Below are 15,574 nucleotides of genomic sequence, written 5' to 3'. Positions count from 1 at the left end.
GTTCATTCCGGAATTTAGTTTACATAATAATATTATTTATCTTTACTCTCTTGCTTAACAATCTGAGCAATGGGCGATTTAACAGGAATTTTACTCACTACCTCATCACTGACTTCCGCCACTTTTTGCAGCACATGTAACAGCTTGTCATCACCCGTCCAATGCTTTTCCACCACATCTGGCCCCAATTTATTAATGATCGTATTCACCACAAATGTCGCTAAGACAATATCATCTAAATAACCACCAAAGCCCAGCAACCCTTCTGGCATCAAATCCAGTGGCAATATAAAATACGCAATGGACGCCCCTATCAATGTACGGCTTTTTTTATCAACCCCTGCATCCGTTAATGTCTTCACTAATAAATGAAATAAATCAGGCACAAACATTAAATACGGCGTAAACTTATTACTTTTTCCCTTTTTCGATCCAAGAAAAGCTACTAATTTCTTACGTAGCTTCTGATAAAAATCTTGCTGCTCCTGCTCATCCGGTAGTTTCTCTAAGTTATCCATATTGATCTGCCTCCTATCTTACAAGCTATCTTGAATACTTGTGGGGTTTTTCTTTCATTTTGAGGGGTTATCCCTCTGTTTTTGGGACATTACCCTTCAGTTTGGTAGCTTTATCCTTCATTTCGGCTGAGTTATCCGCTACTTTCGGGGGAGCTATCCTCTACTTCGGCTGTGCTATCCGCCACTTTTGGGAAGCTATCCTTCACTTTGGCAAGGCTATCCGCTACTTTTGAGGTGCTATCCGCTACTTTGGAGAGGCTATCCGCTACTTTCGGGGAGCTATCCTCCACTTTGGCTGAGCTATCCGCTACTTTGACCCTGCTATCCTTCACTTTTACAATGCTATCCTCTACTTTGCCGAAGCTATCTACCCCTACTTTATATTTAACCTAAATTTAGATTTGTAATCCATAAACTTTCAAATGATACAAAAAAGACATCCTATTTGCATAGGATGTCTTGGGTTTAACGAAAGTAATTTTAATTATGGAGAATTAAAGTTTAGTTACGTTAGCAGCTTGTGGTCCGCGGTTGCCATCTACAACTTCGAATTCCACTTTTTGACCTTCGTCAAGAGTTTTGAAACCTTCGCCTTGGATAGCTGAGAAGTGTACGAATACGTCGTTTTCACCTTCAACTTCGATGAATCCAAAACCTTTTTCTGAGTTAAACCATTTTACTGTACCTTGTTTCATTTAAGAAAACCTCCAAAAAATAAAAGTGAACAATATGTAATTTCTTCAGCGATTGAAAAAATTCACATATTACAAAGAGTACCGAACTAACGCGATCACTTTTTGTAATATGTGAATTCATGTTTCCGGTGAAGCAATTAAATTGTTAACTTAAGTATAAACGCCATTCATAATTTTGTCAAATAAAGAAAAAATCTTTTTTTATTTTATTTCAAAATTATTTTACTTCTCTTCTATTTTACACGCAATTATCCCATGATATACTTGTGCATCATCATCACAAGCCTCACAATAAAAGCTTTCATCCTCAGACCAAAACGCCCAGTACTGCCCTTCCTTCGCCACTTCATTGTCATATGAGGAACGAAATTGTGCTAATTTTTGCTGTAAAGCTCGTTCAAAGAGCTCCTTTGTTTCAAATGTATCTTCTGTTTGAATAAAAGCTTCCCAACCTTCAAATTTCCACCAAGGCTCATAGTCCGCTTTCATGTAAATAATTGTATACATATTTGCCCATTCCTTGCTGTCATTAGATATTTTCATTTTATCAAACACATCTGAAATGTCTATTAAAACCACCTGAATTATGCTATTATTACCTTATTATACATACTTTTTGGGAGGTATTTTTATGTTTTCAAGTATTCGACCGAAAGCAGAGCTAGAACAGCTACTTCAACGTGGTACAGATTTACATGCAACAGGCCGATTTCATCAAACATTGGCATTTAATCACTTCAATTCACAGGACGAGGAGCATTTAAAAACACTCTACCAAAAGCTAAAAGATATTACCCCTTCTATGAATGCCATTTTTCATCATTATTTAAGCGAGATTTCCCCTACCTCTCAATTAACCATTAGTGAAGAAAATATCAATAAATACTTAACACAGTTTTTCTTAGCAACGCGTGACGATGATTACGTCGATGAAACGGTAAAATTTTTCAATCTATTTCGTCAACATCAATACGAGCCTGGTAAATTAATTGTTGTATTCAATCAATTTGCCTTCTATATCACTACCTATATTTTACATAATTTCGGAATTAAGCCGAATAAAGCTTTTCAATACATGAAATCTTTCCAAGCCGCTGTCAATGTCGATCAAGAATTGCTAGTGGAAGTATTAACAGAACGCATCGTTGAAAACGTAGTAGGCGAAGTATCCTCGTTAATGGATGTCAATGCAAAAATTATGTACATGAAAGATTTAGTGTTTAGCTTAGATAAGCAAAATGAAGAAATTCAATCTTCCACTGCCGCAACAGAACAGATTGCCGCTTCTATTAATGAGGTAGCACGTATGTCTTCCCATATATCTGAGAAAACGACTGAATCGGTTGATCATGCAACGAAAGGAAAAAATGCCATTGAGCATGCCTTAGCGGAAATATTTAAAACGGAAGAAACCTTTACGTCCATTGTCGAATCATTTTCAGAATTGCAAAAACGGGTAAATGATATTGAACAGGTTGTAACATTAATTAATCAAATCGCCGATCAAACAAACCTACTGGCACTCAATGCCTCCATAGAAGCCGCGCGAGCAGGTGAACATGGCAAAGGCTTTGCGGTCGTTGCACAAGAAGTACGAAAGCTTGCGGAAAATACAGTCTCTGCACTTAGTGAAGTATCGACAAACGTACATCATTTAAAGAGTTACTCTAATGATGTGTCCAACTCAATTACCGAAACGACAGCGATTATTAAAGAAGCAACCGTTGAGGCAAAAGATTCGTTACCACTCTTAAATGCTATAGTGCATGCAATTGAGGGTATTAATGTAGATGTAACAAATACAGCAGCCATTTCTCAGCAACAAGCGGCAGCGATTGATGAAGTCTCCGCACGAATGATTGAAATTTCAAGCTTGCAGGAAGATATTCGTGATTATAGTCACAATACATCTAGTGATATTCATCTATTAGGGAAAGAAATTAATCGTTTCCGTAATGATATTATTGCCAACAATAATGTACAGCTTTCCTCTATTGCCCTTCTTCAATTATCGAAAGCAGATCACATTTTATGGAAGTGGCGTATTTATAACATGTTTTTAGGTCTTGAAAGTGTTGAACCAAATGATGTTTCTTCTCATAGAGACTGTCGACTTGGCAAATGGTATACAGCACCTCGTACAGTAGAACGTTTCGGCCATCTTCAGGACTATCATGATTTAGATGGCTACCATTTACGTGTCCATGAATCAGCAAAGCTTGCCGCAGAAGCTCATAAAGCAGGTAATATCGAAAAAGCAGATGTCCACCTCAAAGAAGTGGATGAAGCATCTAAGCATGTTCTCTATTATATTAATAACTTGATTGCCTATTTAGAAAAAGAACGTGTTATGCATTAAAAAGAAGAGGTATTCCCCTCTTCACTAGTAGGAGGTATTCCCGTGAACAAACGAGCAAGTATCAAATTTTTTGGTGATGTATACGGCACAGGTTATCGTTTCTTTATCAAACAAAAGGCTATTGAATTAGGATTAAAAGGATACTGTCGACTAAATAATGCTGAGCAAATTGAGGTCGAAGTGGAAGGCTCTGAAAAAGCACTCAATGAATTCCTCCTTTTTGTCCAAAAAGGCGTCAGTCCACAAGCTGATTCCAATTCCTTTTCATTAGAAATGTACGATGATTTAAAAGGCTATATACGAATGGAGTCAGACATTGTTTAGTCTGGCTCTTGCCTTTTAACATTTTATCAAGGTTTATGGCACCTTTACTGATAGTTTGAATATGTTATCTTGAATACGTTTCCGGGGGCAAGTTTCTTAAGATTGGGGTAAAGTCCCCAGTCTTTTTATTTTGTATATCTGCTACATTGTATCTTGCGGTCAAAATTCAGCTACCAATTACCTCTGCAGCGAGAATTACGCATGAGGCTGGTGAAGTCCTCAAATTTGGGGAGATGTTTCATTATACATCTTCTTATTTTTGATGAAGTCTGTCGGAAAGAATTCTTCCATTATATGGCACTTTGTATTTCCCCTCACCATATATAACAGAAAATCGCTTCATTATTTTATAGCTTACTTTACATGAATCATGATATGAGTGGAAATCATTGTATTTCATAAAATTTTGTCATAAAAAATGAGCATCCACGATTAAATGGATGCTCTATCTTCATTAATTATTGCATTGGGCAAGGTGCTTTGACACAACTTGGTGGCTTTGATGAACCTCCACCGCCGTCATTTTCATAATGTGGTTTGCTAGCACTCGCGCTTGCACCACCAGCTAATCCTAAGCTTAAAAATAGAACACCTAAAATAGACAACATCGATTTTTTCTTTTTCATCATTTCCATCCTCCATATATTTCATAATTTGGTTTACAATTGTTATATTCTGCATTATTTTATAAATCCCTTTAATTTTTTAGAATTTTTAAATTTTTATTTTAAAAAACATCTAGGCAATTTGCCCAAATGCTAAGGGAAAAGACGATAATTCGGTGTACATTCTATAATCAATTTAGAATGACAAAAGAAAAAGCCACACCTTGTTAGATGTATTCTTGGGTTGATTAAAAATGCTCACACTAATGGCAAAACCGGTCATATATCGTATAGAACCGCTCTCATTACTGCCGAAACCGATCATATTTCGTATAGAACCGCTCTCACTACTACCAAAACCGATCATATACCGTATAGAACCACTCATTCAAGTAAAAAACATAGTAACCAACGGCTCATCGGTCTCTTTGATGAAAATCGACTCACACACATTTTATCGAAAAGCGGTCTCCCGCTATTTTTCCATCGAAACATCTCACTTATTCTATGTATTATCATTGAGAAAGTTAACAATTAGCAGTAAAATTTATGTAAGGGTTTATTTTTCAATGAAACTTTATGTCGATTATTTCGTATAAGAAGATAGACATATTGAAAAGCAAGGAGGATGAAACAATGCTTAGTGTCGGACAGTTTTTCTCTAGACATAGTGCCAGCTTTCTTATTTCGCTTACAACTGTTTCTATCGCAGCAATTGCGGCAAATCCTGGATTCTTCCTTGGTGGTTTACTGTTTGCGGGTTCATATGCGACGAGTACAACGTTGCTGAAACATAGACAAAAAAAGAAGGTCATGCAAATAGCAGGTATCACAAAAGAAGAGTTCAAGCATATTGAAACACAATTATCTACAGCCAATAAGCATATTCAAACATTAAGTCAAAACTATTTACGTGTCCGTTCTGTATCTGCTTTTAAACAACTTCTTGAGATGACACGTATCTCAAAAAATATTGTTAAAATTGTGAAGACAGACCCGCGAAAGTTTTATAATGTGGAACCATTTTTCTATGCGCATTTACCTTCTGCGGTGGAATTAACGGATAAATATACAATGCTTTCAAGGCAGCCTGTGAAGGATAAGGAAATTCAATTGACGTTATCCAAAACACGTGAAACTCTTACCGATTTAAATGATACAATACAAATTGATTTAAAGGATGCGCTTGCTAATGATATCGATCATCTGCAAATGGAGATCGAGTTCGCAAATCGCTCCAATTTAAGACGTAGAGAACAATTGGACTGGCGAGGCGATGATAAATGACGGCTAATGAACACGCATTTCAACTTAATACCATACCTGGACTTTCTCCACTAGTCCAATCCTACTTAGAAACAACTCCACAAAATGAGGCGATGGCGACATATGAAACGCTATCGCCTCTTGCACAAAGTCGTGCATTACTATATGCCAGTCAAATCGATTTAACTGATTTTGAATCATTGCTATCTCTTGGGCAAGATTCGCAGCGAGCCTTATCTCAATTTGCGGATCGAATGCTTGCACAGGTGAAGCAAAAGGACGTTACTAAAATTGGGCAAATGCTTGATTCCTTAATGCAGACACTAGATCGAGTAGACCCAACAGCTTTAGAGCCAAAGAAGCAAACGTTCTTCAAAAAAATGTTTGGTAAAACAGAGCCCTCGGTCAAGCAAACGTTAACAGAATTTGAGCGTATTAGTATTCAGGTAGAACGTATTGGTGTTCAACTAGAACGTGCACAGCTCCAGCTGATTAAAGATGTGGAAAACTTAGAAGCACTTTATAACCATAATCGAGGATTTTTTGAGGAACTGGCTACTGCCATTGCAGCAGGTCAAATGAAAAAACAACAAGCTATTGAAGTAGAGCTACCAGCACAAATAATGAGTATCCAAGCAAGCAAACAGCCGCTCGCTATTCAGCAGCTCAATGATTTTGCTGCGCAAATTGAACGATTGGACCAACGTATTTATGATTTACAAGTATCTCAGCAAGTAGCCCTGCAAACGGCTCCTCAGATACGGATGATTCAACAAGCTAATCAAACGTTAGCCGAAAAAATTGAGTTCTCAATTGTTACGCTAATTCCGCTATGGAAAAACCAACTGGCAATGATGCTATCGATGCATATGGATCAGCACTATGCCCGACTAGAGGAACGGTTATCAAAGACACATGATCGTTTTACAAGTCCATCTTTTGAACAGCAAGTTTCAAAATTTAAAGAAACACAGCATGAATTACAAACAGCAATTAAGGATGTCTTTGCTTTGCATACGGCAACCGAACAAGAGAAACAACAGCTGCAAGATGTAGCGGGTGCTCAAGGCTATCAGCGAGATTAAAAAATGGGTGGCTCAGCAAATGCTCTGAACCACCCTGTTTTTATTTATTCGAAATAATCCTTATAATAGCCGCCGACATTACCTGTGTTGTCGATAATAAAAATGAATTCTTCTGTTTCGTTTTTTACTTCATATTCTTTACCTACTGTTAAGACGTTGGACACTAAGTATTTCGATGCATTTGTATGTTTGCAGGTAACCGTTCGTAATGTTGGCGCATCTTTCCATTTTAAATGTAACATATTCTCTCTACCTCTCTTTACTAGCAAAAGCTAATGTCTATTGCTTATTTTATAATATTTTGGGTCTTTTGTGGAGAAAAAAGAAATACTATACCTATTCTATCCAAAAAAAAATGAAATTCGGGGTGTTCTCATGAGTTTTGGTGGTGTACCGCAATGGTTTTTTATCATTGCTGTAGCATTCGCAATCTGCTTTGTGCTCTATGCAGAATGGAATTCTAGAAAATAAGTGAGTCCAAAATAATGGACTCACTTTTTTGTGCTTATTTTAAAGTACGTTTTAAAAACTCTTTCGTACGTTCATGTTGTGGATTGACTAATACTTGTGATGGTGGGCCTTCTTCCACAATCACACCTTTATCCATAAAGACGACACGATCTGCCACTTCTTTTGCAAACTCCATTTCATGTGTCACAATTAACATTGTATTCCCTGCGTCTGCTAATTGTCGCATAACCTTCAGCACCTCTCCTACCATTTCTGGGTCCAGTGCTGATGTCGGTTCATCAAATAGCATTACTTCGGGATTCATAGACAGTGCTCGAGCAATTGCTACACGTTGCTTTTGTCCGCCTGAAAGCTGACGTGGCTTAGCGTTTACATATTGATCCATACCTACGATCTTCAAATATTTCAGCGCTGTTTCTTCCGCTTCTTTCTTCGAGCGCTTAAGTACTTTGATTTGGCCGACTGTGCAATTACTTAACACATTATGATTATTAAATAAATTGAACTGCTGGAATACCATTCCTAGATGGGTACGATATTCTTGGATATTGTGCTTTTCATCTAGGATGTCTTCTCCCTGATAAATTATTTGCCCGCCACTTGGTGTTTCTAATAAATTTATGCAACGAAGTAGTGTAGACTTACCAGAACCAGAGGAACCAATTAAACAAACAACCTCGCCTTTTTCCACTTGGAAATTCACATCTTTTAACACTTGGTTACGTCCAAATGATTTACTTAAATGTTCGATTTTAATGACTGCCATTTGTGCGTCCCCCTATACTGCTTCTTTTTGTTCTTTTTGATAGGCATCCGGTCCATCCAAACGTTTTTCAACATATAGAAGGATGCGAGATGCGGTAAATGTCATAATGAAATAAAGAACACATGCGACAAAGAACGATTCAAAATAACGGAAGTTGTTACCTGAAATTGATTTTGTTTGGAAGAATAACTCTGTTACGCCGATGACATTTAATACGGCTGTATCTTTAATATTCATAATTAGTTGGTTACCTGTTGCTGGTAAAACGTTACGTGCTACTTGCGGCAGGACTACGTGAAGCATGATTTGGAAGTGATTCATCCCAATCGCTGATGCTGCCTCGTATTGACCATTATCAATCGATACAATCCCACCACGCACAATCTCTGCCATGTATGCCCCTGTATTAAGAGAAACGACTAAAATACCTGCTGTGATAAAATGCATGTCAATTCCAAACGCGATATCTAATCCGTAGTAGACAACCATAGCCTGTACAATCATTGGTGTACCACGGAAAAATTCAACATAGCATGTTAGGATAAAATTAATAAGCTTCAGGCTATAAAATTTTATTCCTTTTTTACGAACTGGAATCGTATGCATAATTCCGATGAAAAATCCGATGAATGCACCAATAATTGTACTAATAATCGAAATCAGTAACGTATAATACGCACCTCGTAAAAACATTTGCCAGTTGTTTTCAATAATTGAAATTATCCATTCAAGACTCATGATGTTCCTCCTTACAATGTCATGTTGCTTGCTTATCTTTTTCGTGTCCTAGCTCTTTCTACCATTCTATGATTTGTCACGCTAGGACATTATCATTATGTAGAGAGGTTCTCATTTTGATAATGATGAAATGATCATGCACGGACCAGCAACTAGTCCGTGCCTTGTCATTATTGTGCTGCTGGTTGATTCTTAATCGCTTCTTCCATAATGGCTTGACGATCGTCCTCTGTAATACCTTTTAATATTTCGTTAATTTTTTCACGATTTGCATCTTCTTTGCGTAAACCTACAGCAATTGAAGTGTTAGAAAGATCTGTATCAAAGCCTTCTTCAAATGCAACATATGTGAACTTATCGTTCGCTGCTGCAGCGGAAATTCCTTCTGGACGTTCTGCTACATAACCATCAATTTTGCCAGCCTCTAAAGCGACACGCATTGCCGGGAAGCTTTCCATAGCAGTTTGTTTGTCTACACCTTTAATTTGATCAATAACTGTGTAGTTCGATGTATTTAATTGGGATGTAATTTTTGCACCAGAGAAATCTTGAATTGATTTTGCCCCTTCATATTTGCTACCCTTTTTAATCACCATTACGAAATCCGACGTGTAGTAGTTTTCAGTAAAGTCGATTGTTTTCTTACGTTCTTCTGTTGGTGACATACCCGCAATGATTGCATCAATTTTGTTTGATTGTAGCGCTGGTACTAAGCCGTCCCATTCCATTTTTACGATAACTAGCTCTTTGCCTAAGCCTTCAGCGATTTTTTTCGCCATTTGTACATCATAGCCGCCTGCATACTCTGCATTATCAGCAATTTTTACCGCGCCATTAGCATCGTCCTGCTGTGTCCAGTTGAATGGTGGGTAGCCAGCCTCCATTCCAATGCGGAATTCACCGCCGCCTTCTTCCTTGTCCGCGCCAGCATCACCTGAACCGCCGTCTTTTTTGTCGCTAGTGCCACATGCAGCTAGCACAATTGCTGTCATGATAGAGATCATTACTAACAACCATTTTCTTTTCATGAAAAACTCCCCTTTTCTGTAAAAAAATAAGACAACTGTACTAAAAAAGACCTAAGTTTATTGAACTTAGGTCTTACCTTTTATGACAGTTGCCCAAATCCTCACTATTATTTCCATATTTCCGAGATAGCACAACCTAGTAAACCTGGAAATCAATTTACTAGGACAGTCCTGCACTTATTCACTGCAGACCCAGCATAAAAGTACGAGCTCCTTTTATACTTCGGCGATATTTCCTTCTTCATTGCGTCTTCGCTTGCTTGTACTCAACAATGAACTAATAAATACCGCGCCTCTACCTCACTGGTAACATTCGTGAGGTTTGTTTATTTAATTGATATTTAGATACTACTATAAAACTAATATGTTCGTCAAGACGATTTTAACATTTTTCTGACTAATGACAATATTAGGTTATTATGCGTTCTCTATCCATTTTAAATCATTGAGCTTTCGTCAATATTTCTGAAAATTACAACATATTTTTATTATAGAGTATGTTTTCTATGTGAGAAAAGTTGTGTTTATTTCTTTTTTGCTCCTCTATACGATATAACATTAGTACTCTTTCAAAAATAGAATCGGTCGAAAGATTTCATTATGCACAATCAGAACCACCAGTCTAACTGGTGGTTTGCTCTACGCGTGAAACGCTGGGGTACTGGCCCATGTCTAAAGACACACTGAAAGGTCCGCCAACCGCACTCCGTTTTCACGCTACCACTAAAGTGGTTTTATTATTTTCGCTTTTTTGCTTGTATTTCTTCTCCTGTAAATGGATCAATGAATTCTTTCATAGTCATTTGATCCTCAAGAATATCCTCTTGCAATTGATTTTTTATATATTCCTGTATGATTTTTCTGTTTCGACCTACTGTATCTACATAATATCCGCGACACCAAAACTTCCTATTTCCATATTTGTATTTCAGGTTCGCATGCCGATCGAATATCATTAAACTAATCTTCCCTTTCAAATAACCTACAAACGATGAAACACTTATTTTTGGTGGAATACTCACCAACATATGAATATGATCAGGACAAGCTGTAGCTTCAATGATTTCTACTCCTTTTCTTTCACATAACTGGCGAAGAATTCTACCTATATCTGCTTTGATTTTTCCATAAATAATCTGCCTTCTATATTTTGGCGCAAAGACGATGTGATACTTACAATTCCATGTCGTGTGTGCTAAACTTTTATTATCCATTTGGAGCCCCTTTCGTACGAAGTCGGTTGACCAGACCTGATTTCATTGTACGGCTGGGGTTTTTTTCTTGTCCATAGCTAGAAGCCCTTTGGAACCCCTCGCATAGCAAGGGGTTTTCAAAAGATACAAAAAAACCCTGCTGAACATTGTTCGCAGGGTTTAATGGTATTATGAATTTAATAATAAATCTTCTGGGTTTTCAATTAATTCTTTAACTGTTTTTAAGAATCCTACTGAATCTTTTCCATCGATGATACGGTGATCGTAAGAAAGTGCTACATACATCATTGGACGGATTTGAACTTCCCCATTTACAGCAACTGGACGGTTAACAATAGAATGCATACCTAAAATACCAGCTTGAGTACCGTTCATAATTGGTGTTGACATTAATGAACCGAATACACCACCGTTTGTGATTGTGAATGATCCACCAGCCATATCATTTAAGCCTAATTTTTTATCACGAGCTTTTGTCGCTAAGTTAGCAATATCTTTTTCGATTTCAGCGAAGTTTTTGCTGTTTGCATCACGTACAACTGGTACTACTAAACCTTCTTCAGTTGATACAGCGATACCGATATCGAAGAAGTTATTTAAATGAATTTCATCGCCAACGATTTGAGCGTTTACGTATGGGTATTTTTTCAGTGCTGCAACAACAGCTTTTGTGAAGAATGACATGAAACCAAGTTTGATGTCGTTTGCTTTCACAAACTCTTCTTGTTTACGTTTACGAAGTGCCATGATGTTTGTCATGTCAATTTCGTTGAATGTTGTTAACATAGCTGTTGATTGTTTAACTTCTAATAAACGTTTTGCAATTGTTTGACGACGACGGCTCATTTTTTCAATTGTTACACGATCAGAATTAGCTGCTGGTGTGAATACAACTGGGCCACCTGTAGTTACTACTGGTGTAGGTGCTACTGCTGCCGCTGGTGCAGTTCCGTGTGCTGCTACATCTTGTACACGTACGCGACCTTGTGGATCTACTGGAGATACTGCTGCAAGGTCAATACCTTTTTCACGTGCAAGACGACGTGCTGCTGGAGATGCGATAACACGCTCACCAGAAGTTTCTTCTACTACTGGAGCTGCTGCCGCTGGTGCAGGAGCTGCTTGTGGTGCTGCTGGAGCTGGAGCTGCTTCAGCTGGAGCCGCTGCTGGTGCAGGTGCTGCGCCTTCGCCTGCTTCTACTACTGCGATAACTTGACCAACTAGTACAGTATCGCCTTCTTCAGCTAAAATTTGTGTTAATACACCTGCTTCTTCAGAAATGATTTCAGCGTTTACTTTATCTGTTTCAAGTTCAACGATGAATTCACCTTTTTCAACGCGATCGCCCACTTTTTTAACCCACTGTGCGATACTACCTTCTGTAATCGATTCTGCTAATTCAGGGACTTTAATTTCAGCCACTTTCATTTCCTCCTTTGATTAACGTGCTTACGCACATAGAAGGGCTACCGCTTAAGGGCAAGTAGCCCGGTTTCAATATTTATATGTGATTATTTAACCTTTACTGGCTCAGCAACTGCTTCTTCAATTAATGCCGATTGTGCAGCTTTATGAGAATCTGCGTCCCCTTCAGAAGTTGAGCTCATTGCAGGACGACCTACATAGCGAAGCTTTTTACCTTCTGAAAGTTCATATAATGTTTCTAATGCATAATTCCATGAGCCTTGGTTTTTAGGTTCTTCTTGTACCCAAACAATTTCTTTCACATTAGGATACTTAGCAATAATACCAGCAACTTGCTCTTTTGGGAATGGGTAAAGTTGTTCTACACGAATAATGTGTAAGTGATCGAAGCCTTCTCCGTCTTTCACGCGATCGGCTAAATCGATCATCACTTTACCTGTACCTAAAACGATGCGTTCTACAGCTTCTGGTTTAGCACCTAAACCTGGTTGTTCAATCACTTCTTGGAATGAACCATTTGCTAATTGCTCAGCATTAGCGGCTGCTAATGGATGACGTAATAATGATTTTGGTGATACGACTACAAGTGGACGTACCCCTTCAGTACCTAATAACGCTGCTTGACGGCGTAATAAGTGGTAGTAGTTGCCTGCGTTTGAACAGTTTGCTACAAACCAGTTATTTTCAGCTGACATTTGTAAATAACGTTCCATACGGCTTGAAGAGTGCTCTGGACCTTGACCTTCATAACCATGTGGTAAAAGGATCACTAAGCCAGATTTTTGACCCCATTTAGAGCGTGCCCCTGAAATAAAGTTATCAAACATCACTTGCGCCATATTCGCAAAGTCACCGAATTGTGCTTCCCAGACAGTTAATACATGGCTGTTTTCTAGGTTGTAACCATACTCAAAGCCTACTACCCCTGCTTCTGTCAGTGGTGAGTTGTGTACTGTAAAGGATGCGTTCGCACCAGAAATATGGTGAAGTGGTGTGAATACATTGCCATTGTTTTTATCATGTAGTACTAAGTGACGTTGAGAGAATGTACCACGCTGTGCATCTTGACCTGTAAAACGTACTGGTGTGCCATCTTGGATAATTGTTGCATATGCTAAAGTTTCCGCATGACCCCAGTCGATTTTTGCTGACGCATAAGCATCACGACGTTTTTCTAAAATTTTACCAAGCTTTTTCTGAGGCTCAAAGTTTTCTTCAAACACTAGTAGCTCTTCATTGATTTTTTCTAAACGTTCCGCACCAACCGCTGTATCAATTTGTGGGAAATCTACTTTTAATTCTTCTGGCATTTCTAATTGATGATGATCATCTTTATCTGCCATTTCTTTTACATGGTCATAGGCTGCTTGCATTTCTGCATAGATAGCTGTATCTAAAGCTGCTACATCATCAGTAGATACAAGACCTTCTGCCACTAATTGTGCACCATATAATGCACGTACTGTTTCATGTTTTGAAACTAATTTATATGTTTCTGGGTTTGTTACAGTTGGGTCATCTGTTTCATTATGACCATGACGACGGTAACCTACTAGGTCTACGATAATATCTTTGCCAAATGTTTGACGGTAGTTAGCTGCAAAGCGACCCACTTGTGCCACTGCCTCTGGGCTGTCCGCGTTCACATGGATTACTGGTACTTCATAGCCTTTAGCAGGGTCAGAAGAGTACACAGAAGAACGAGAATCATAATGTTCAGTTGTGAACCCGATCATATTGTTTGCGATAATGTGGATTGTACCACCTGTTGTAAAGCCTTCTGTTTTAGCGAAGTTTAACACTTCCGTTACAATCCCTTGACCTGGGAATGCAGCGTCACCATGTACAAGAATGCCTAAGCCTTTTGTACGATCGAAAACAGGTTGACCTGGTTTAGACGTATCATCTTGTGTTGCACGAGTCGCACCAAGTACCACTGGATTTCCAACTTCTAAGTGAGAAGGGTTGTAAGCCAATTTCACATTCATACCTGATTCACGGTTGTAAGAAGCACCCATGTGGTATTTAACATCACCTGTCCAACCTTTTGTGATTTCAAGGCGACCATGTTCTGGCATAAATAAATCATTAGAAACATGTGCAAAGTCAGAGAACATCATGTCATACGGTTTATTTAAAATGTGAGTTAAAACATTTAAGCGACCACGGTGTGCCATACCAATACGTACGTTTTCCACGTTTTTCGCTTCTGCTGTTTTAATGATTTCATCAAAAAGAACGATTTGCGTATCTAAGCCCTCACCAGAGAAACGCTTTTGTCCTACAAAAGTTTTATGAATAAATTTCTCGAAATTTTCAACGCGAGTTAAACGATCTAATAAGGCTTTTTTCTCATCAGGAGATAATGCTTGTTTAAATAAGCCTGATTCGATTTGCGCTTGAATCCAATCACGTTCTTCTGTAGCTACTACGTGACCATATTCAAATGCTACTTTATCTGTATAAATAGCTTTTAAATAGTCAATTGCATCCTTACCATTTTTCACGTTTGCTGGCACATCTTTGAAGAAGATTGCTGCAGGAATTTCAGCTAAATCTGCAGCGCTTAAGTTGAACGCGCTTTCTTCAATTTGAGCTGTTTGTAGTTCACGGTTTTTCAGTGGATAAATATCTGCCGCTAAATGACCGCGTGTACGGATTGTGTCTGCTAATTTTACAGCGGCTAACACTTTTTTGTAATCGCCAGCAGGAGCCGCTGCTGTATGACTAGCTACAGCTACTTCACCTTCTACTACTACTGGTGCACCAAATTGTTGGAATAAAGATACTAACTCCGGTTCTACTTCTTCAGGAGACTGTAAGAATAAGTCGTATTGCTCCATCACATATCCTAAGTTAGGACCAGAGAAAGCTGACCATGGAGAACTTACAGTTGTAACGTTGTTCGACATGAAAAATGACCTCCAAATTTTGCCTTTCGGCAGTTCCATTAATTAAATTGCAATTAATTATATAATATTTAGCCGTTCTTTAAAAGAATGTTTCACACTACTTTTCCATATTTTAAAGAACGTTTTTTCCATCTCAATCTTACTACTCTTCACAAAAAATACAACTCT

General features: G+C 38.2%; 16 protein-coding genes and 1 riboswitch. Of the genes, 4 read left to right on the top strand and 12 right to left on the bottom strand.

The window, feature by feature from the left end; translation table 11 throughout:
- Nucleotides 1-32: 32 nt before the first annotated feature.
- From OU989_RS10815 to OU989_RS10800, 4 genes are all read right to left on the bottom strand, one after another.
- Nucleotides 33-518, bottom strand: a complete 486-nt coding sequence (locus OU989_RS10815) for a YkvA family protein (RefSeq protein WP_274797167.1) — start codon at nt 516-518, stop codon at nt 33-35.
- Nucleotides 519-649: 131 nt separating this feature from the next.
- Complete coding sequence (locus OU989_RS10810; RefSeq protein WP_274797166.1) at nt 650-850, bottom strand: hypothetical protein; 201 nt, start codon at nt 848-850, stop codon at nt 650-652.
- Nucleotides 851-1,012: 162 nt separating this feature from the next.
- Nucleotides 1,013-1,213, bottom strand: coding sequence for a cold-shock protein (locus tag OU989_RS10805; RefSeq protein WP_004230088.1), 201 nt, complete (start codon nt 1,211-1,213; stop codon nt 1,013-1,015).
- A 222-nt stretch (nt 1,214-1,435) separates the two neighbouring features.
- Nucleotides 1,436-1,756, bottom strand: a complete 321-nt coding sequence (locus tag OU989_RS10800; RefSeq protein ID WP_274797165.1) for a DUF1033 family protein — start codon at nt 1,754-1,756, stop codon at nt 1,436-1,438.
- 88 nt (nt 1,757-1,844) lie between these two features.
- On the opposite strand from OU989_RS10800, the gene OU989_RS10795 reads away from it, so the two are divergent.
- A complete protein-coding gene (locus OU989_RS10795; protein ID WP_274797164.1) occupies nt 1,845-3,572 on the top strand; it encodes a methyl-accepting chemotaxis protein in 1,728 nt (575 codons plus the stop codon).
- Between the two features lie 42 nt (nt 3,573-3,614).
- On the top strand, nt 3,615-3,896 hold the full coding sequence (locus OU989_RS10790) for an acylphosphatase (RefSeq protein WP_274797163.1): 282 nt from the start codon (nt 3,615-3,617) through the stop codon (nt 3,894-3,896).
- Nucleotides 3,897-4,354: 458 nt separating this feature from the next.
- Here the strand turns inward: OU989_RS10790 and OU989_RS10785 are convergent, their stop codons facing one another.
- Complete coding sequence (locus tag OU989_RS10785; protein WP_274797162.1) at nt 4,355-4,525, bottom strand: hypothetical protein; 171 nt, start codon at nt 4,523-4,525, stop codon at nt 4,355-4,357.
- 612 nt (nt 4,526-5,137) lie between these two features.
- Between OU989_RS10785 and OU989_RS10780 the strand changes: the two genes are divergently transcribed.
- Together OU989_RS10780 and OU989_RS10775 are read left to right on the top strand one after the other, a co-directional pair.
- Nucleotides 5,138-5,788 (top strand): 5-bromo-4-chloroindolyl phosphate hydrolysis family protein, encoded by a 651-nt coding sequence (locus OU989_RS10780; RefSeq protein WP_274797160.1) that lies wholly within the window; start codon nt 5,138-5,140, stop codon nt 5,786-5,788.
- Nucleotides 5,785-6,852, top strand: coding sequence for a toxic anion resistance protein (locus tag OU989_RS10775; protein ID WP_274797159.1), 1,068 nt, complete (start codon nt 5,785-5,787; stop codon nt 6,850-6,852). Before OU989_RS10780 ends, OU989_RS10775 begins: the two co-directional genes overlap by 4 nt.
- Before the next feature lie 44 nt (nt 6,853-6,896).
- Here OU989_RS10775 and OU989_RS10770 read toward each other — a convergent pair whose 3' ends face one another.
- The 7 genes from OU989_RS10770 to OU989_RS10740 form a co-directional block, all read right to left on the bottom strand.
- Nucleotides 6,897-7,094 (bottom strand): DUF6501 family protein, encoded by a 198-nt coding sequence (locus OU989_RS10770; RefSeq protein WP_016994029.1) that lies wholly within the window; start codon nt 7,092-7,094, stop codon nt 6,897-6,899.
- Between the two features lie 263 nt (nt 7,095-7,357).
- Entirely contained in the window at nt 7,358-8,089 is a 732-nt protein-coding gene (locus OU989_RS10765; protein WP_274797158.1) for an amino acid ABC transporter ATP-binding protein, read from the bottom strand.
- Between the two features lie 12 nt (nt 8,090-8,101).
- Nucleotides 8,102-8,827, bottom strand: a complete 726-nt coding sequence (locus OU989_RS10760; RefSeq protein ID WP_274797156.1) for an amino acid ABC transporter permease — start codon at nt 8,825-8,827, stop codon at nt 8,102-8,104.
- A gap of 170 nt (nt 8,828-8,997) precedes the next feature.
- Nucleotides 8,998-9,855 (bottom strand): transporter substrate-binding domain-containing protein, encoded by an 858-nt coding sequence (locus tag OU989_RS10755; protein ID WP_274797155.1) that lies wholly within the window; start codon nt 9,853-9,855, stop codon nt 8,998-9,000.
- Between the two features lie 119 nt (nt 9,856-9,974).
- Nucleotides 9,975-10,161: riboswitch (Lysine riboswitch) on the bottom strand.
- 431 nt (nt 10,162-10,592) lie between these two features.
- Nucleotides 10,593-11,069, bottom strand: coding sequence for an IS200/IS605 family transposase (tnpA, locus tag OU989_RS10750; RefSeq protein ID WP_274793659.1), 477 nt, complete (start codon nt 11,067-11,069; stop codon nt 10,593-10,595).
- Between the two features lie 168 nt (nt 11,070-11,237).
- Nucleotides 11,238-12,491 (bottom strand): 2-oxoglutarate dehydrogenase complex dihydrolipoyllysine-residue succinyltransferase, encoded by a 1,254-nt coding sequence (gene odhB, locus OU989_RS10745; protein ID WP_274797153.1) that lies wholly within the window; start codon nt 12,489-12,491, stop codon nt 11,238-11,240.
- A gap of 89 nt (nt 12,492-12,580) precedes the next feature.
- Nucleotides 12,581-15,406 carry a 2-oxoglutarate dehydrogenase E1 component gene (locus tag OU989_RS10740; protein WP_274797152.1) on the bottom strand — a complete coding sequence of 942 codons (2,826 nt, stop codon included), beginning with the start codon at nt 15,404-15,406 and terminating at the stop codon, nt 12,581-12,583.
- Between the last annotated feature and the right edge of the window lie 168 nt (nt 15,407-15,574).

Source organism: Lysinibacillus irui (assembly GCF_028877475.1).
Classification (GTDB): domain Bacteria; phylum Bacillota; class Bacilli; order Bacillales_A; family Planococcaceae; genus Lysinibacillus; species Lysinibacillus irui.
Note: the sequence above shows the minus strand (reverse complement) of the source record. Positions and strands in the feature narration are given on the sequence as shown.